The 18,348-nt window shown below is 54.5% G+C and carries 20 protein-coding genes and 1 pseudogene; 13 read left to right on the top strand and 8 right to left on the bottom strand.

Going from position 1 to position 18,348, the window contains the following annotated elements; genetic code table 11:
- Positions 1 to 86 precede the first annotated feature (86 nt).
- From nusA to QYE77_RS06065, 9 genes are all read left to right on the top strand, one after another.
- On the top strand, positions 87 to 2,030 hold the full coding sequence (gene nusA, locus QYE77_RS06025; protein ID WP_315624473.1) for a transcription termination factor NusA: 1,944 nt from the start codon (positions 87 to 89) through the stop codon (positions 2,028 to 2,030).
- Positions 2,031 to 2,055: 25 nt separating this feature from the next.
- Positions 2,056 to 2,397, top strand: coding sequence for an RNase P modulator RnpM (gene rnpM, locus QYE77_RS06030; RefSeq protein ID WP_315624474.1), 342 nt, complete (start codon positions 2,056 to 2,058; stop codon positions 2,395 to 2,397).
- 72 nt (positions 2,398 to 2,469) lie between these two features.
- Positions 2,470 to 4,257, top strand: a complete 1,788-nt coding sequence (gene infB, locus QYE77_RS06035) for a translation initiation factor IF-2 (protein WP_315624475.1) — start codon at positions 2,470 to 2,472, stop codon at positions 4,255 to 4,257.
- Between the two features lie 27 nt (positions 4,258 to 4,284).
- Positions 4,285 to 4,707, top strand: a complete 423-nt coding sequence (gene rbfA, locus QYE77_RS06040; RefSeq protein ID WP_315624476.1) for a 30S ribosome-binding factor RbfA — start codon at positions 4,285 to 4,287, stop codon at positions 4,705 to 4,707.
- Positions 4,704 to 5,687 carry a DHH family phosphoesterase gene (locus QYE77_RS06045; protein ID WP_315624477.1) on the top strand — a complete coding sequence of 328 codons (984 nt, stop codon included), beginning with the start codon at positions 4,704 to 4,706 and terminating at the stop codon, positions 5,685 to 5,687. The genes rbfA and QYE77_RS06045 overlap by 4 nt, the downstream gene beginning before the upstream one ends.
- A gap of 15 nt (positions 5,688 to 5,702) precedes the next feature.
- The gene (gene truB / locus QYE77_RS06050; RefSeq protein ID WP_315624478.1) at positions 5,703 to 6,617 is read left to right on the top strand and encodes a tRNA pseudouridine(55) synthase TruB; all 915 of its coding nucleotides are present in this window, start codon (positions 5,703 to 5,705) and stop codon (positions 6,615 to 6,617) included.
- Positions 6,618 to 6,755: 138 nt separating this feature from the next.
- A complete protein-coding gene (locus QYE77_RS06055) occupies positions 6,756 to 7,685 on the top strand; it encodes a bifunctional riboflavin kinase/FAD synthetase (RefSeq protein WP_315624479.1) in 930 nt (309 codons plus the stop codon).
- Positions 7,675 to 9,090: an FAD-dependent thymidylate synthase gene (locus QYE77_RS06060; RefSeq protein ID WP_315624480.1), complete on the top strand. Its 1,416-nt coding sequence runs from the start codon at positions 7,675 to 7,677 to the stop codon at positions 9,088 to 9,090. Before QYE77_RS06055 ends, QYE77_RS06060 begins: the two co-directional genes overlap by 11 nt.
- Positions 9,091 to 9,111: 21 nt before the next feature.
- Positions 9,112 to 9,594, top strand: coding sequence for a DinB family protein (locus QYE77_RS06065; protein WP_315624481.1), 483 nt, complete (start codon positions 9,112 to 9,114; stop codon positions 9,592 to 9,594).
- Positions 9,595 to 9,610: 16 nt separating this feature from the next.
- Here the strand turns inward: QYE77_RS06065 and QYE77_RS06070 are convergent, their stop codons facing one another.
- Positions 9,611 to 10,222, bottom strand: coding sequence for an inorganic pyrophosphatase (locus tag QYE77_RS06070; protein ID WP_315624482.1), 612 nt, complete (start codon positions 10,220 to 10,222; stop codon positions 9,611 to 9,613).
- A gap of 203 nt (positions 10,223 to 10,425) precedes the next feature.
- Between QYE77_RS06070 and QYE77_RS06075 the strand changes: the two genes are divergently transcribed.
- The 3 genes and pseudogenes from QYE77_RS06075 to QYE77_RS15345 all read left to right on the top strand — a co-directional run.
- Positions 10,426 to 10,776, top strand: a complete 351-nt coding sequence (locus QYE77_RS06075) for a hypothetical protein (protein WP_315624483.1) — start codon at positions 10,426 to 10,428, stop codon at positions 10,774 to 10,776.
- A 220-nt stretch (positions 10,777 to 10,996) separates the two neighbouring features.
- Entirely contained in the window at positions 10,997 to 11,242 is a 246-nt protein-coding gene (locus QYE77_RS06080; protein ID WP_315624484.1) for a hypothetical protein, read from the top strand.
- A gap of 194 nt (positions 11,243 to 11,436) precedes the next feature.
- Positions 11,437 to 11,698, top strand: a pseudogene (locus QYE77_RS15345) (HEPN domain-containing protein); the annotation flags it as partial.
- Between the two features lie 188 nt (positions 11,699 to 11,886).
- On the opposite strand, the gene QYE77_RS06085 reads toward QYE77_RS15345, so the two are convergent.
- Positions 11,887 to 12,153: a hypothetical protein gene (locus QYE77_RS06085; protein WP_315624485.1), complete on the bottom strand. Its 267-nt coding sequence runs from the start codon at positions 12,151 to 12,153 to the stop codon at positions 11,887 to 11,889.
- Complete coding sequence (locus tag QYE77_RS06090; RefSeq protein ID WP_315623481.1) at positions 12,146 to 13,426, bottom strand: hypothetical protein; 1,281 nt, start codon at positions 13,424 to 13,426, stop codon at positions 12,146 to 12,148. The genes QYE77_RS06085 and QYE77_RS06090 overlap by 8 nt, the downstream gene beginning before the upstream one ends.
- A gap of 456 nt (positions 13,427 to 13,882) precedes the next feature.
- On the opposite strand from QYE77_RS06090, the gene QYE77_RS06095 reads away from it, so the two are divergent.
- On the top strand, positions 13,883 to 15,262 hold the full coding sequence (locus QYE77_RS06095) for a TrpB-like pyridoxal phosphate-dependent enzyme (protein WP_315624486.1): 1,380 nt from the start codon (positions 13,883 to 13,885) through the stop codon (positions 15,260 to 15,262).
- A 121-nt stretch (positions 15,263 to 15,383) separates the two neighbouring features.
- Here the strand turns inward: QYE77_RS06095 and QYE77_RS06100 are convergent, their stop codons facing one another.
- From QYE77_RS06100 to ccmA, 5 genes are read right to left on the bottom strand one after another with little or no spacing between them, the layout of a single operon-like run.
- A complete protein-coding gene (locus QYE77_RS06100; protein ID WP_315624487.1) occupies positions 15,384 to 15,998 on the bottom strand; it encodes a ribonuclease H family protein in 615 nt (204 codons plus the stop codon).
- Between the two features lie 19 nt (positions 15,999 to 16,017).
- Positions 16,018 to 16,191, bottom strand: a complete 174-nt coding sequence (locus QYE77_RS06105) for a hypothetical protein (protein WP_315624488.1) — start codon at positions 16,189 to 16,191, stop codon at positions 16,018 to 16,020.
- 12 nt (positions 16,192 to 16,203) lie between these two features.
- Positions 16,204 to 16,902: a cytochrome c biogenesis protein CcsA gene (gene ccsA, locus QYE77_RS06110; RefSeq protein WP_315624489.1), complete on the bottom strand. Its 699-nt coding sequence runs from the start codon at positions 16,900 to 16,902 to the stop codon at positions 16,204 to 16,206.
- A gap of 18 nt (positions 16,903 to 16,920) precedes the next feature.
- A complete protein-coding gene (locus tag QYE77_RS06115; RefSeq protein WP_315624490.1) occupies positions 16,921 to 17,610 on the bottom strand; it encodes a heme exporter protein CcmB in 690 nt (229 codons plus the stop codon).
- Entirely contained in the window at positions 17,607 to 18,344 is a 738-nt protein-coding gene (gene ccmA, locus QYE77_RS06120; RefSeq protein WP_315624491.1) for a heme ABC exporter ATP-binding protein CcmA, read from the bottom strand. Before ccmA ends, QYE77_RS06115 begins: the two co-directional genes overlap by 4 nt.
- Positions 18,345 to 18,348 lie beyond the last annotated feature (4 nt).

Below are 18,348 nucleotides of genomic sequence, written 5' to 3' on the forward strand. Positions count from 1 at the left end.
AAAGTGGGCCAGTCCCACTTTTCTGCTTATAGTAGTACCTATTCATCCTAATCCTGTTACGTGAACATTTGGGAGAGCGAGCAAGCATGAAGAACGAATTTACCCTGGCCTTCAATGAGGTTCTGGAAGAGAAGCAACTGCCGAAAGAGGTTATCCTCAAGGCGCTGGAATCGGCCATGGTCTCGGCCTACCGCAAAGCCGTGAACGCTTCCGGTGCTCAGCACATTGAAGCCAAAATTGACATCGAGACCGGTAAAGTTACCATCTTGGCCGAGAAGGAAGTGGTGGAAACGGTTCAGGATCCCCACACCGAAGTCTCGCTGGAAGAGGCGCGCAAGATTGACCCTAATGTGGAGATCGGTCAGACGATCATCGTAGACAGCACCCCTAAGGACTTCGGGCGCGTTGCAGCGCAGACGGCGCGGCAGGTCATCCAGCAACGCATTCGGGATGCTGAACGCCAGATGCAATTGGACTACTACCAGAAGCAACTGGGTGAAATCGTTAGTGGCATTGTTCAGGCCGTCACCCCCCAGGGATTAACGATTGGGCTGGAATTGCGCGCCGAGGGCACCATGCCGCGCAAAGAGATGATCCCGGGCGAGCGCTTCCGGGTGCATGATCGTGTGCGCGCATTGGTGGCCGAGGTTAAGGATACACCGCGTGGACCCCAGATAATCCTCTCGCGCACCCACAAGAATTTTCTACGCCGCCTGCTAGAAACCGAGGTGCCTGAGATCTATCATGGCATCGTTGAAATCCGCTCTATTGCTCGTGAACCCGGCGAGCGGGCTAAGGTAGCCGTTTCCGCCACGCAACCCGGCGTGGATCCGGTCGGCGCCTGTGTTGGAATTCGCGGCGTGCGTATTCAGGCTATCGTGCGCGAACTTCACGACGAGAAGATTGACGTCATTGAATGGAACCCGGATCCGGCGGTGTTCATCGCCAAAGCCCTCAGCCCGGCCCGGGTGACTGGGGTGTACCTGGATGAGAAGAACCCACAGGGCAAGACAGCCACCGTGGTTGTCCCCGAGGATCAACTCAGCCTGGCCATCGGCCGCGATGGTCAAAACGCCCGTCTGGCCGCGCGCCTGACCGGTTGGCGTATTGACATCAAGAGCCTGACCGAAGCCGCTGCGGATGCACTACACAAGTTGCAAAAAGACCCGGCTTACGCCGTATTGGCTGAACAACTGGCCGACCAGATCCCCCAAATCGAAGATATGCTGGCGCGCAAGGCTGAAGGACGCCCGTTAACGCCTGAAGAGTACGACACCTTAAGCCGTTTTGTGGACCGAGTTGAGCGCCGTGTCATTGCAGGTGTAGGAGCCCCGGAGACGGCGACGAAAGCCCTGGCCAGCGATAAACTGGCAGAAATTAAAGCCCAAATTCCGCCGGAAGCCTTCGAAACCAACATTCTGGACAGCGGCCTACCTGAACACGTGGCTTACATCTTGCAAGAGGCCGGTTATACTACGGTAGGCGAAATGGCGGTGCAGATGAAAGTGCGTCCCGAAGAAATCTTCCGCCTCAATGGTATTGGGCCTCGTGCCATGCAGGAAATTAACAAATTGATGGCACGCTTAGAAGAACAAATGCGCACGGCCGAAGTTGCGGTTGAACCAACAACCGAGACCGAGGTTGAATCACTCCCAGCGGTTGAAGCCAGTGTTGAGGAAACTGTCGTTTCCGAACCCTTAGCAAGCGCACCTGAAATTGAAGCCACTCCTGAGATTGAACCTGTGGCTGAAACAACCGTTGAAACGCCAATGGAAACCTTTGAGGAAGAACCTGAGGAAGAGATTTCCTTCGATCAACTCTTCACCCTCAAGAGCGATATCTTCAGCAAGGTAGCGCTCGATGAAGACGAGGAAGAGGAAGAAGAGATCACCGCACGGAGTAAAGGGAAGAAAAAAGCCAAAAAGAAAAAGAAACCCGTGGCGTTGGAATATGATCCGGATCGGGATCAGATGGTGATTCGTAAGAAACACAAACGTGAAGACGAAGATTGGGATGAATGGGAACTCTAAAAAACGTGACGGAGGGTAGAGAGCGGTGGCTAAAGCCAAACCCCGGCGCACCAAACATGTACCCCAGCGCACCTGCGTGGGATGCCGGGAGGTGCTCCCTAAACGCAGCCTGATTCGCCTGGTACGAACACCTGAAGGGGTCAAGGTAGATCCTACCGGCAAGGCGCGGGGGCGTGGCGCTTATCTTCATAACCAACGTTCCTGTTGGGAGCGGGCACTCAAAGGTGCCCTGGCTCAGGCGCTGCGGACAGAAATATCTCCCACCGACCGGGAGCAGTTATTGGCCTTTATGGCAACTCTCCCCGAGGAAGAGGTCACCTCTCAACCCCATACTGAGTCCCGCGATTCAGGAGCACCGCCTGGGTAGTCACATCCCCCGCGGTGCCCACCCCGATCGCTCGACCACCGCAGGAAACCAACTAGAAAGAGAGGATTGTCTATGAGCGATAACGGGTCGAAAACCATCGAACTACCGGCAAGTTTGACCGTCCGCGAACTGGCCCAACGTATGCAGGCCAGCCCGATACAGGTCATTCGTATCTTAATGGATAACGGTGTCATGGCCAACATCAACCAGATGGTGGACTTTGACACCGCCGCAATCGTCGCCTCAGAATTGGGCTTTGAAGCCAAACTCGAGGTGCATGAAGTAGAAGAAGAGAAAGAAACCGGCGAGGTGCCTCTGTGGCGACAGTTAATTGCTAAGGAAGATCCGCGCTTTTTACAACCGCGCCCGCCGGTGGTAACGATTTTGGGCCATGTAGATCATGGTAAAACAACTCTTTTGGATGCAATTCGCCACACCAATGTGGCCGCAGGCGAGGCAGGCGGCATCACTCAGCATATTGGCGCCTATCAAGTGGAGCACAAGGGGCGCCTGATCACCTTCTTAGACACCCCAGGACACGCCGCTTTTACCGCCATGCGTTCACGCGGAGCGCAAGGGGCCGACATTGTGGTTTTGGTTGTCGCCGCTAACGATGGCGTGATGCCCCAAACCAGAGAAGCCATCGCCCACGCCCGCGCTGCACGCGTGCCAATCATCGTCGCCCTCAATAAAATTGACCGCCCCGATGCCAATCCCGATTTCACCAAGCGCCAGTTAGCAGAAGTTGGGCTGGTTCCGGATGAATGGGGCGGGAATACCATTGTTGTGCCAGTTTCGGCCAAATTAAAGCAAGGAATCGAAGATCTGCTGGAAGCCATCCTATTGGTCAGCGATAGTCTGGACATCAAAGCCAACCCCAACGGGCAGGTCTTTGGCACGGTGATTGAAGCCAAGATTGACCGTGCCCGCGGAGTCGTGGCCACCCTCCTGGTTTATAACGGGACCCTTGAGGCCGGCGATATCGTGGTAGCCGGAACGGCCTACGGTCGCATCCGCGCAATGTTCGATTTCCGCGGACGTAAACTCCGCAAGGCTGGCCCTTCTACTCCGGTTCAGGTCATGGGGCTCAATGAAGTCCCCGACGCTGGTGAACTCTTCCGGGTGTACGCAAACGAACGGGAAGCGCGCCAAGTCGTTGAAGAGCGTTTGCTCCAACGTCAACAACGGCGCCAAGCCCTGCCCAAAGCCTCGCTGGAAGATCTCTTTAGCAAGGTGCAAGCCGGTGAGACTCAGGAACTCCGCCTGATTATCAAAGCCGATGTACAAGGATCGCTGGAGCCGATTATTTCCTCGCTAAACGACTTGAGCAAAGAAAGCGAGATTCGCATCAACATCCTCCATGCCGAAACCGGCAATGTCAGTGAAAGCGACGTTATGCTCGCCTCAGCCTCACATGCGATCATTCTGGGCTTTAATGTCCAGGCAGATCATGCCGCACGTCGCCTGGCAGAAAGCGAAGGGGTTTCCATTCGGCTATACGATGTGATTTATCGCCTAACCGAGGATATAGAAAAAGCCCTCAAAGGCATGCTGGAGCCGATGGAAAAAGAAGTCACCATTGGTAAAGGCACTGTCTTAGCCGTGTTCCACATCTCCAAAGTCGGCAATGTGGCTGGTTGCCGCGTTTTACAAGGTGAATTTCGCCGCGGTGCCCGCGTCCGCATCCGCCGCAAAGGTGAGATTGTTTATGAGGGAGAGTTTGCTTCCCTAAAACACGAAAAGGATGATGTGCGGGAGGTACGCGCCGGCATGGAATGCGGTGCCGGCTTCAAGGGCTTTGATGACATCCAGGTTGGGGATGAAATTGAATGTTATATTATCGAACGTAAGACGGCCTAGTTTGTGAAGAAAGTCGGGTAAAGAACCATGCCAACACCTCAACGTTTACAACGGATTGCGGAACGTATCCAAGAAGAAATCTCGGAAATGCTGGTGATGGGCGAGATTCGCGATCCCCGCCTGAGCGGCGTAACCATTACCGGCGTCAAGGTGGATCGGGAATTTGCCTTCGCAGATATCTATGTTTCGGCTGTAGAAGGTAGCCAACGGGCGCCCGAGATTCTGGAAGCCTTTAACCATGCCAGTGGTTACATTCGCCGCTTATTAGCCGAACGCATTGAATTGCGCGTGTTTCCACGGCTGCGGTTTCACTGGGATCCCACCCCAGAACGTGCCGATCGCATCGAACGTCTATTGGCCTCTTTGCGCAGCGGTTCCACGCCATCTGAGGCCTCGTCGTCATCCTCCACACCTTCCGCCAAAAGCGACGACACGGACGAAGCACCATGACCTCGGCTGACGTGGATGCTACCATCCGCCAAATGCTCTATCAGGCGCAGCACATCCTGATCACGACCCACATTCGCCCGGATGGTGATGCGGTAGGTTCCCTGCTGGGCTTGGGCTTGGCGTTACAGCACGCCGGGCAATCCGTACAGATGGTGCTCCCAGATGGTATGCCTCAGGTCTTTCGCCATTTACCCGGCAGTGATCAGATTCGGCGTGAAGTTCAACCACCGTTCGATTTATTTATTGTGCTGGACACGGCAGACATTCCGCGCATTTCGGCCTCGATGAATGGTTTCCAGGTGGATTTGTGCATTGATCACCACGTGACCAACCCGGGCTTTGCACGAGTTAATTTGATTGACCCTGAAGCTGTCGCCACCGCCGCCATCCTGGCTGAGCACCTTCCGGCGTGGGATTTGCCCATCACGTCTGATGTTGCCAGCGCCTTGCTAACTGGCATCATTACCGATACAATTGGATTCCGAACGTCCAATATGACCCCCAAGGCACTGCGCCTGGCAGCCGACCTGATGGAGCGAGGGGCTAACCTGCCTGAACTCTACAAACGTGCGCTCATCCATCGTTCATTTGAAGCCGCACGCTTCTGGGGTTACGGATTGGTTAATTTGAAACGCCAAGGTCGGCTGATCTGGACCACGCTTACCCAGGCCGATCGGGCTGCCGCGGGTTATCAGGGGAACGATGACGCGGATCTCACAGATATACTCTCGGGTATTGAAGATGGTGACATTGCCGTGCTTTTCATCCAGCATGCAGACGGACGAATCAAGGTGAGTTGGCGCGCGAAACCCGGTTGGGATGTCTCAACTCTAGCCGCTCGCTTTGGCGGGGGCGGGCATCCTGCCGCCGCCGGCGCTGATTTTTATGGAAACCTGGAAGAAGTTCAGGAAACGGTTCTCAAAGCCACCCAAGAACTGTGGGAGCAGCAGGCAATTAATTTGAATTCCGCCAGAGGTTGATCAGAGGAAGCAAGCATGAATGAACGATCCCGTCAATTTGACATTAAAAATGCCATTTCAGGCGTCCTGGTGGTGGATAAACCGGTTGGCTTGACCTCTCATGACGTGGTGCAAATTATTCGGAAGGGAACAAACATCCGCCGTGCCGGGCACACCGGAACCCTCGACCCTCGCGCTTCGGGGGTGCTGGTGGTTTTGATCGGACCGGCGGTACGCCTGAGCGAGTACGTTTCTGCCTCTGACAAACGTTACCAGGCCGTCATCCGGCTGGGAGAGGCCACGGACACCTATGATTCAGAAGGACGAGTCGTTAGCACTTCACCGGTCAACATCACCGAAGAGCAGTTTGTTGAAGCCTTACAGCAGTTTGTCGGTGAGATTGAGCAAGTTCCGCCTCCGTATTCTGCAGTCAAAGTCCAGGGGCGGCGCGCCTATGAAATGGCCCGTGAAGGGGAAGAGGTAGACCTGCAACCGCGCAAAATTAAAGTCTATAGTCTGGAACTGTTGGAATGGGCGCCACCTGAAGCCGTAATTGATATTCACTGCTCCTCGGGCACCTACATCCGTTCATTGGCCAACGACCTGGGACGCGTCTTGGGATGTGGGGCTCACCTGGTGGGTTTGCGCCGCACTCGCAGTGGACGCTTCACCCTGCGCGATGCCGTTCCCTTGCGTAAATTGCGCGAAGCCTTTGAGAACGGCACTTGGTATCAATACCTCATCCCTGCCGCCGAGGCTTTGGCCGATTGGCCGGCGGTTGAACTGGATCACGAACAGGTCGAACTGATCCGGCACGGCCATCGCATCCCAGGCCAACCCGGGATTGGCAAAATGGTGCGTGCTATCAACGAACAAGGGGAATTAGTTGCCCTGTTAGAGTACGATGAAAACACCAACGAGTGGCAACCCAAGAAAGTGTTCTTCTCGTAGTGGGAGATCTTTTCTGTGGGAAACCCAACACCGAGGATTAAGGCATGGAACGCAGCAATCACCACAACGGGGTTGCTGCGCTTTTTTGATCACGAATGTTGGCCTTATCTTTTGGAACGCTAAAACGGATAAATCACCATGACCCATGTGACTTCTCTGAACGGGCTGGCATTACACAATTCATGGGTGACCATTGGAACATTTGATGGTGTTCACAAAGGACATCAAGCCCTGATTCACACCCTGGTCGAAGGTGCTCACCGGCACAATCAGCCTGCAGTTGTGGTCACCTTCTACCCTCATCCAGCGGTCGTTCTGGGCAAAGGTCCTTTCCCCGGTTACTTGACCAGTCCAGAGGAACGTGCACGCTACCTAAGTGAATTGGGTGTAGACTGGGTGATCACGCTGACATTTGACCACGCCATGTCAAGCCTGAGTGCACAGGACTTCATGAACCAATTAGCCAAACATCTGGGTATACGTTACCTGGTCATCGGATACGACTTTGCCCTTGGGCGGGGACGTGAGGGCAACCCAGAACGGTTACAAGCCATTGGGCAACAGTTGGGATACGAAGTTATTTTAGCCCAACCCGTTCAGGCCGGAGAGCAGCCTATTTCATCCAGCCAAATCCGCCAATTCATTCAACAAGGCAACTTGGAAACCGCCAACCAATGGTTAGGGCGGCTCTATGCCGTTGAAGGCATCGTAGTACGCGGTGATGGGCGAGGGCGCGTGTTGGGGTTTCCCACCGCTAACCTATCCTACTGGCCTGAAAAACTTCTCCCTGCAAATGGCGTTTATGCCACCTGGGCCTGGGTAGGCAAAGAACGCCTGGCCGCCGTCACCAACCTGGGAGTACGCCCCACCTTTGCTTCCCCCTTGCATTATCGCTTTCTCGAGGCTCATCTCTTGGATTTTGAGGGCGACCTTTACGAGCAAACCCTCACCCTGGAGTTTGTGGCGCGCCTGCGCCCCGAACAACGCTTTTCCAGCCTTGAAGACCTTAAAGCCCAAATCCAGAAGGATATTCGTACCGCCCGGGAGATTCTTAATCATGTGCCCTGAGCGCCAGGTTTATCTATTAGATCCCCAGTCCTTACCCCCCGAAACCATTGCCGTCACCTTTGCCAAGACCTCCCGCTCTCCCCAAAGTTTCCGCGATATTGCCGCCGAACTCACCGCAGAGAAAAGCGCCGCCTTTCACGAGAAATGGGTGGTGGGTTACGGGCATGCCTCGGTTGCCGAACACGCAGTACTTCATATTGCTGTAGAGAATGCCTCACGCTTGGCCATTGAAACCCTTGAGTCCTGCCGCCTGGCCTCCTATACCGAGAAGTCTACCCGCTATCAGAAATGGGGATCTGAGGATTTCTTCCACCCACCTGAATTGGCTGGCCATCCACTGGAAAATCGCTACCTGGAAACCTGCCGCACCCTATTTGAGCATTATCAACAGGCCCTTCCCAAGGTGCGCGAGGTGATCGCCAGCGAATATCCGTGCCAACCCGATGAAGACGAGGCTACCTGGGAGCGCCGTATCCGCTCGAAATACGTGGATGTCTGTCGCTTTTACCTCCCTGCCGCCGCGCTGGCCAATGTCGGGGTTACTATTAACGCCCGCGCACTGGAGCATACCTTGCGTAAGATGCTCTCACACCCTTTAGAAGAAGTGCGAGCACTGGGTACCGAGATAAAAAACGTGGCGCGAAGTGTTGTGCCCACCCTGGTCAAATATGCTGATGCTGTGCCTTACCTTCAGGCCCTTCCCCCCTTTCTAGCCCAAGAGGCAGAGGGTACCCCCATCGCTAGTGATGATTGGTGTCATTTGATTGCCTGGGATGCAGAGGCTGAAACGCTCGCCCTTGCCGCTTGTCTTTTCCGTTACTCTCATCTAACCTTTGAGCAAGCCCGAAAGAAAGTCGCCGCACTTACCGTGGAGGAAAAAACTGCGCTGGTTCAGCGCATCCTGGGCAACCTGGATCGCTTTACGCCCCCCATTCGGGAATTAGAACATATTGGTTATACCTTTGAGGTAACACTGGATCAGGGGGGGTATTTCGAACTGAAACGCCACCGCATGATGACCCTCAGCCCCCAGCCGCTGAGCACCTATCTGGGTTATACCATCCCCCGCGCCATCGAAGCTGCCGGACTTTATGACTCTTACAATCGCGTCATGGAAATGGCCGACCAAACCTACCGCGCACTGGCGGTGTGGAATCCCGAGGTGGCGGCGTATGTGGTACCTAACGCCTTCCGCCGCCGAGCCCTCATTCGTCTCAATTTTCGCCAAGCCTGGCACCTTATCGCCCTCCGCAGTGCCGCCAATGCCCACTTCTCTTTGCGGCGATTGGCGCAACGCATGGCAGAACGGATTCAGGCGGTCACACCCCTGCTGGGACAGTTTTTGTTAGTCAATCCTGATGAAACCTGGCAGCAGATTGAAGCCCGTTACTTTTTACGAGCATGATAGATAGATGGAGCTATCAGCGTGAAGAAGAATGAACTCTTCCAAGCCCTGAACCATAGCCGGGAGCGCCTCTTAAGGGCCATCGAAGGTTTAGATGCGACTCACCTCACTCAGCCCGGCGCTGTCGGGATATGGTCGGTGAAAGATGTATTGGCTCACCTGGCCATGTGGGAAGCCCAAACAGTTACCCTGCTCTATCAGGTACGTCAAGGGATGAAACCCACAACATTGCACCTGAAAACTTTCGATACCGATCAACAAAACGCCCAGTGGTACGAACAAGCCAAAGATCGGCCCTGGGAACAAGTTTGGGCAGATTTCCAGGGAGTGCGGGTGCAAACCCTGCGTCGCCTGGACGCTTTTAACGAGGATGAACTAAGTTCCCCCACTCGTTTCCCCTGGTTGGGAATGAGCCTGGCTGACCTGGTCTATAAGTGGGTCGTCCAGCACGAAGAGGACCATGCCGCCGACCTGGAAACGTGGCGCCAGCGGCTAGAAGGGTGATCCTCACCCATCGGTATTACCCGCCATACATATCAATATAATCCTGGATGGCGGCTTCGATCACCCGCATGGCGTGTTGGACATCGTAAATGCGCTCAATAAAAGTCGTGGATTCCTTGCCGGGCACCAGTTTATAGGTGCTGAAATAGTGACGCAATCGTTCTACCAGCACATCGGGAAGATCATTGACATCGTTGGCGTTTTCCCAGAAGCGATCATTGGCCAGAACGGCAATGATCTTATCATCCGCATCCCCATTGTCAATCATCAACATCCCGCCGATAACGCGCGCGGTTAAGATCACCTCCGATTTGGCAATCGGTCGTTCGCTGATCACACAGATATCCAGCGGGTCACCATCTCCGCGATAAGAACCCGATGCCAATGCTCCCACCCGAGTTCCGCAATACGTTCTCGGTATGAAACCATACAAGGTCGGCGGTTGAGAAGAGGTACGTTGAGGTCGGTCTACCTTGAGGTAACCGGTCGTTTTTTCAACTTCATATTTGACCAGGTCAAACGGCGTTAACTCGATATACGCATATACCAACTGCGGGGGGTTAGGGCCAATTTCTAAACCGTGCCAGGGATGTGGACGCCAGCGATAAAAGGGATTTGGAAAAGACAAGGTTCCCTCCTTGAAAGGATTTTGACAATATAGTGGCTAATCGGGATAGCCAAGCGCTCTAATTTTAAGCCTTCTCTCTTTATCGCGCCAGCGCCACATCTTTACCGCGCCTGCCAAATTTCACCAGCACTAGAAGGGTTTAGGTGTTAAAATGGTTCCATCCTCGCGATGAGGTGAATCATAACAACCAAGGAGTTATAACTGTGGAAACAACCCCCGATTTATCTGAAACCGTAGAGAACAATGAGCCAGTGCTATATAGTAGCAGAACGCTCGCGCTGATCACGACATTGCTCAGTGTTTTTTCGTGGGTCGTGCTTGTTGCCTTTATAGCCGATGCCGTGGCCCAAGCGGTTAATGTACAAATTACCCTCACTCAACAAAGTTTGAGTCTGGCAGAAGTGTTGCGTCAGCCTTCCGCGGTCTCATTCCTGATCACCAATATCAGCACTCCTCTCTTCACCGGAATCGGTCTTTTTCTGGTCATGCAGGGTGGCGCTCTCGGGTTAAATGTCTTACGTGAGATGGATTTGATGAATCGTAACGCGCTTTAAGACGCCGCCTTCTGATCAATCCAACCGACTGCATCTCAATGCCCCGGACACATAAGGTCTTGGGGCATTGTTGTTTACTTTGATTGTCCATATAGTATAATTATTGCTTATTGTAATTGATAAAATTTTCTTATATAATGAAAGTAGGCACTTGGCCTACACTTTGATCAATAAAGCCTTTCTTGCACATACTCAGGCCAGGTGGGAAAGGGAGGTCACAATGTATTACGTGGTTGTGTTACTATGGGCGATTGCTTGTGTGGCCTGTTATGGTTTGCGGCGGCTTCAGCGCAAGGCTCTCACCATTTCTTGCATCGCCGTTCCGCTGGGTGGTTTGGTCATCAGTCTACTCCTAATGGCAATGGATATCCGCACCACGGCCTATATCCTTTTAGCGATCACGGCTTACCTGTTCATCATCCTGCTCTCCGCGGTGCTGACTCAGCGAACTCACCCCAGCACATAACCGATTCATACTGCTCTTACCATCAGAATTGGCGCGATCGAACCTTTGCCAACAGGAAGAGAACAGTCGGTCTCTTTGGGGATTTAATTGCATTGCTTCGCCTAGTAGTATGGGGCGAGCTTATGCTTTAGTTTGTGATAAAAGGACATGCATCTTATACCTAATCGTGCCCTTGGTTGGCGTTGAAATAGACCGAGCGCGCCCCAGAACAGGCTGCCGACTCAAGGCATTCCGGACGCCACGAAGGGGCCTGTTTTGCAGCCCATCAGGCCGCTGAGAAAGTCATTAAGGCGCTCCACCTTTTTATCGCTAAGAAGCATGGGGACATGTGGTGGCTCATCTGCGCATTGAACTACCCACAACGTAAATATCCCCACCGACCTTATTGAAAAAGCGCGTGTGTTGGACAATTTTTACATCCCCACCCGCTACCCGAACGGCCATCCTGAAGGAGCACTTTGGTTCTTATGCCAGAGGAGTGTGGAGGGGTTGGCAAGTGATCTAGATGTCGTTGTCGTGATTAGTGCAACAAACCAATCCTTACAACAACGTGCCTTTCCTTGGGATACATTGGCTTTACCCATTCCGGTAGACCGGTTGGTGTCTCCCTTGCCAAATGGCAAAACGGCGTGCACCAGGGTCAATTAAGCCGGATTGCAAACGAAATAAATTTGGCTTACGACCGTGAAGCCCTTGATACGTTGACAAAATTGTGGTTTTGGGCTACGTGTCAAGCCAAAAGATAATGTTACCGAACGGCTATTGTTCTGCCAAAAGATAATGTTACCCAAGCGGCCACTCCTTTCAGGGAAGGTGGGATGGAAAAGCTGAATGTCAAAGAACAATCTGGCCAGTTGGCCTTCGGGGGTGCCACACAAGCGCTGATAGCCAACGACCAGCCGATCAGACATGTGAATGCTCTGGCTGTTGTAAGGTCAGGCGGACATCCTCCACCTGACCCTCTGGAGCACAGGGCAGGTGGGCGAGGCGGTCAACCAGCGCCTGGATCTCTTCACGCAAGCGCATGGGATTGGTTTGCTCACGCAGGGCCAGGCAGGCCGCCTGTTTCTCCGGGGAGAGTGCACCGGCCTGGATGAGCCGTTCGAGAGGCGGGATGGCAGGAGCGTACATGCGTTTGACTTTGGCAGGCGTTTGTTCGGAGCGGATGCGTTTTTCTTGCAGGCGCAGGACGGGCTGGAAGAAGTTATGGTATAGCCAGAGTTTGTCATAGAGTTGGTTGAGCAAATGGGTCTGTTCCACCGTGTCCAGCCGACCATAGCCGACATAGGCGCGCACCAGCGAGAAGTTGTTTTCTTCCACAAAGCGATTGTCGTTCTTGTGAAAGGGACGGCTGCGCGAAACGTCTGCTTTCACTTTGTCCTTCCAGTAACGCAGGAGATGGGCGTTCAGGAACTCGCTGCCGTTATCCGGGTGCAATTCGCGGATTGCGAAGGGTAAACGCTGGCGAATGCGCTCAAAGCCGTCCTGCATGACCAGCCAGGAGCGTCCCAGCACTGCCACACACTCACTCCAGCCACTGGCCACGTCCACCAGTTGCAGGGTGTGGACGTATTGTCCCTGGGAGCTTAAGCCGCAGTGGTGCACCAGGTCGACTTCCAGGTGCCCGGGCTGACGTTCCTCCCAGGCAATGCGCCGCATCGGGATGAACGACCTCACGCTGGAAGTCGGGGCCGGGCGTCCCACCCGATGCGCCAGGCGCTGGGCAGCCCGTTGCGAAGCCGGCAAGCGCCGCCGCACACTGGAAATGCTGATCTTTCCCAGCAATTCCAGCGTTGTCTCGCTCAGGAGCAATTCACCGTGCGCTTGCAAGTGCCTGGCCATCCAGACCAGGTTCGGTTGCAGACGTTCGGCACAGGGATAATCCAGACTGCGAGCGATCACCGCAATCGCCGCATCTACCTCCGGCCCATACCTCTTGCCGCGCTCCCGCTTACGCCGCTTGCGTCCTAGCTCCCCATTCAGCAAACGGATCAGCGATTTGCGGTGCAGGCCGGTCACGGCCTGGGCTTCATCCAGCAGACGGCTGCGCTCTTTGCGCCCTTCCGCCCGCCAGTACCGCAGCCGTATCTTGTGTAAGTACTTGCGACGCTCATCTACGGTCATTGGATCGGTTTCGGCCATCTCGTTCACTCCGGTAACATTTTCTTTTGAGTGAACGATCATACCTCGGTAACATTTTATTTGATAGAATGCGGGCTATTGACAAATTGGGTAAACCTCGTATAATCAGGCCTAACAAAATACCCGAAAGACGATGAAGAGGACGAGTAAGCAGCGCTAAGGCGCTCCAGAGAGCAGGGTAAGGTGAGAGCCTGCGCGTACAGCACTGCCGAATGGACCTCGGAGTCGCAGGGTGAACCCCTCAAGTTTTGAGGGCAGTAGCCTGAGCCGGAGTTGCCACCGTTATCAGGGCAAAGGGTATCGTGGGTAACCACCGTACCCATAACGAGTGAGGCTGGCTTTTCCCCTGTGTGCTTTCACCAGGGGTTTTTCATTAGCAAAGCCGCCTAATCGGAGTGGCACCGCGGACACCAAAGCGTGTTCGTCTCCCATCGAGACGAGCACGCTTTTTGATTAATCGCCAAAAATCCGTTCTATAGATTCCAAAGGAGGTATACCATGTCCGAACAAACCCGTTTTATTCTCAGCGAAAATGACCTGCCCCGCTTCTGGTATAACATTTTGGCCGATATGCCCGTGCCCCTCAGCCCACCTCTCCATCCTGCCACCGGTCAGCCCTTAACCCCCGATGCGCTCAGCGTGCTTTTCCCTATGGACCTCATTCTGCAAGAAGTCAGCCAGGAGCGCTACATTGAGATCCCCGAACCGGTGCGTGAAGCCTATAAACTTTACCGCCCCACGCCCTTGATCCGCGCCCGCCGTTTGGAAAAAGTGTTAGGAACTCCCGCGCATATCTACTATAAATACGAGGGGGTTTCGCCCTCTGGAAGCCACAAGACGAATACGGCTCTGGCGCAAGCCTTCTACAATAAAGTGGCAGGAACTCACGCATTGACAACCGAAACCGGTGCCGGGCAATGGGGTTCGGCGCTGGCAATGGCCTGCCGTTTCTTTGACCTTGACCTCGAAGTTTACATGGTCAAAGTCTCCTATCAACAAAAACCCTATCGCCGTTTCCTCATGGAAACCTATGGCGCTCAGGTTTTTGCCAGCCCCACTGACCGCACTCAAGCCGGACGTGCGATTCTTGCGGCCGATCCCGAAAGCCCCGGCTCTCTGGGCATAGCCATCTCCGAAGCCGTTGAAGTGGCGGCAACTTCTGGTGGTAAGAAGAAGTATAGCCTGGGGTCAGTGCTTAATCACGTCGTCTTACATCAAACCGTTATTGGAGAAGAAGCGCTGAAACAAATGGACATGGCTGGTGAATATCCCGACATGGTGATCGGATGTATCGGCGGTGGTTCCAATTTCTCTGGCATTGCCTTCCCCTTCCTGCGCGAAAACCTGCGCAACGGACACCGCACTCGCCTGATCGCCGTAGAGCCCACCGCAGCCCCCTCCCTGACCCGCGGCGTCTATGCCTACGACTTTGGCGATACTGCTGGCATGACCCCCTTGATGAAAATGTATACGTTGGGACATTCGTTCGTCCCGCCAGCCATTCATGCCGGTGGCCTGCGTTACCACGGTATGGCGCCTACCTTGTGTGCCCTCTATGACGCCGGTTACATTGAAGCCGTGGCCGTGCCCCAACGCGCCGTTTTTGAGGCCGCAGTGCTCTTTACCCGCACCGAAGGCATCTTGCCCGCCCCCGAATCAGCCCATGCTATCCGGGTCGCCATTGATGAAGCCCTCAAAGCCAAGGAAACGGGAGAAAAACGGGTGATCCTCTTCAACCTGTCCGGCCATGGACATTTTGACCTGAGCGCCTACAACGCCTACATTAATGGGCAATTAGAAGACCTGGCTCTCCCCGAGGAGGAAATCGCCGCCATCCCATCACGTTTGCCTCGGATTCCCCAAGACCAAACAGCCTAGAGACACGCGCAAAATCGGACCTCTCCCGGACCTACGTTTTTTGAAGCCACACCCCCTGAAAATGCATCCAACGGGACATCTAAACCCCCGTTGGATGCATTCATTAATGCCCATCATCCTGCTATTTGCGTCCAAAATCTGCTGGGTTCTCACCCCAAAGCGCCGTCTCCCACTTGAGTAAGGGATTAACAAAAGCGTTATTCTGCAGCCAATGTTCAGCCCGCCGGATACGCTCAAAAAGCGCCGTATATTCCGGACGGGGAGGGATACGGGTACGGCAGCGTTTGAGCGTGACCCACAGGAGTGCAATCCGCGAATCCGAATAAACCGGTGCTGCATCCCCGCGTTCTTTTAGTAACATGAGCGTTTCCACTATGGCCAGAAACTCGCCGATATTGTTGCTTCCATCCGGTAGTGGCCCGACTCGAAAGATCTCGCGCCGGGTGGGGAGTTGAACACAGCGGTATTCTAAACGGCGATGAGCCGTATCGTAAGCCGCGTCCACGCAATAACCCTGGGTCGGTTTGGTATGGGGTTGAAGCGGTTGTGGTTGGCGTTCTGCCAATACCTCGTGGTACGGCCTCTGGAGGGCTTGTTCCGCAGCCTCTCGGGTCTCAAATCCTAAATACTGCGCCCCCGGAAAGCCGTCCACTTGTTTCCGGCACGCCTCCCAGGAGTCAAAAACCCCTGGCCGACGCCCCCGCCATACCGCGTAATACTTGGGTGATTTTCCCATTATTTCTCAGATTATTGGGTCATTCATCGGCACGAGGGCGCTGTTGCTCGGCTTCAAGTTGCATCAGCAGATCCTCATCCTGGCGCAAATTGCGCCAACGCACGACCAGGCTGATCAGGTAAGCCAGCATGGCACTAAAGATGACGATATATCCCGCAATAAAATAATTCACTGTGTTAGCCGGTTGATCCATGGACACCGTCCCTCAAGACTGTAATTTAAGGCGAAGTTGCTCAACCCGTTCTCCCAATTTGCCCAGCCGCACCCGGTGCCAGAGCAAAGCGACGAATAAGAGCGAGAATGCCGCCAGACTGACCATCAGCGTCTGGGTCATGCGCGGGGTCATGCTGAAGGTACCCGTCACCGTCGGATCCCCTCCCCCCAACACCACCGGGTGAATCGTGCGAAAGATGCGAATCGAAAAGAAGGTTAGCGGCACACTCAGAAAGCCCACAATGGCATAAACGGCGCTGAAGCGCGCTCGCCGTTCTGGCTCTTCAATGCCCTGGCGAAGCATTAGGTAGGCAATATACACCAGTTCCATGATGGTGGCCGTGGTAAGGCGTGGATCCCAAGTCCACCAGGTGTTCCAAATCGGACGCGCCCAGATCATCCCCGTAACCACATTGATCAAGGTAAACACCAAACCAATCTCAATCGCAGCCACGCCCAACAGATCCCAACGTCCCTGGCGGGTGACAAGATAGGCGATTCCCGCGATAGCGGCCAATCCAAAACCCAGCATCCCAACCCAGCCGGCGGCAACGTGGAAATAAAACACTTTTTGAACCGCCCCCATCACCCGCTCAAGGGGCGCATATAAGAAGACCATACCGGTCGCAACTGCCAACGCCAGACCAGCAATAACATCCATCACCACTAATGTGCGGGGAGTTGTTCCCATTATTACCTCCTTACAACGTTATTCTTCCAAAATCGAGTCGAACACCATAAAGGCCACCGAGGTGAAAATCACATCATAAACCACGAGTAAGTTTAACCAGGGCCGGATTTCTTCCATCGGCAATGCTTGCAAATACCCGCCCGTGGCTTTGACCGCCGCCACGACGACCGGAATCACCACCGGGAATAATAAGATGGGCAATAGGATATCTCGAGTGCGGGCCTGAACGGCCATGCTGGCCAGCAACGTACCGACGGCAACATATCCCTCCGACCCCAGCAGAACCACCAGGATAACCCCGGGCAAAATCAGCCCGGTATTATAGAAAAGCCCAAAGAGCGGCAGCATAATCACGGCCACAATCAGCATAAACGCCCAGTTCGCCAGGGCCTTGCCGGCATAAATGGCTACCCGATCCACCGGGGCAAGCAGCAACCCATCCAAACAGCCCCGATCTTTTTCCACTGCTAATGAACGGTTGAGGCCAAGCGTCCCAGCGAACGTCAGGGTCACCCATAGCACCCCAGCGCTCAGGCCGGCACGCAATTGGGTTTGCAGTTCGAGGGCAAAGTTGAAAATAAAGATCACCAACAAAGCAAACACCAGCATCGCCGAGAGCATCTCGCGGCTGCGCCATTCAGCGGCCAGATCTTTCCAAAGAACCGCTAAGGTCGCTTGCCAGAATGACACCACCCCCGCTGCCTTCATGCCTGCGCCCTTTCTGAAACCACGTTAGGATCAGGGATCAATGCCTGACGATAAAAGGTCAGTAAGGCATCACCCGCGAGGTCCTCACGCCGCGCGCTAGCCTGAATCCGCCCTCCACTGAGTACATCAAAGCGTGAAGCCAGGTCAGCAGCACGCGCCAGATCATGCGAGGTCATGACGACGGTGCGTCCCAACGCCGCCACCTGACGCAAGAGATGATCAAGCATATCGCAAGCTTCTTGATCCAATCCGGTGTGGGGCTCATCAAGCAAGAGCACCTCCGGATCATGCAGGATCGCCCGCCCGATTGCCAGACGTTGCTGCATCCCGCGCGAGAAAGTGCGCACCAAATCGCGCCGCCGCGCCCATAGTCCCACCAGATTCAAGATTTCGCGAACACGTGCCTCGGCGTTTTTCAACCCGTAGAGCCGGGCATAAAAACGCAGATTTTCCTCCGCGCTCAAATCACCATAAAGCAACGGTTGATGAGAAACCACTCCCAAACGCCGCCTCACCCATGCCGCCTGGTCGCTTAAGCGGTAACCGGCAATCCATACCTCTCCCAAGGTCGGTTTGGAAAGAGAGGCTAAAATGCGCAATAGCGTGGTTTTGCCAGCACCGTTCGGGCCCAGTAATGCGACAAACTCACCTTCTGCCACCGATAAATCCAAGCCACGGAGGACCACCTTTGGACCAAAACGTTTGGTGAGATGGCGCACTTCAATGATCGCCATACCG

Source organism: Thermanaerothrix solaris, from assembly GCF_032334255.1.
GTDB classification, from domain to species: domain Bacteria; phylum Chloroflexota; class Anaerolineae; order Anaerolineales; family Anaerolineaceae; genus Thermanaerothrix; species Thermanaerothrix solaris.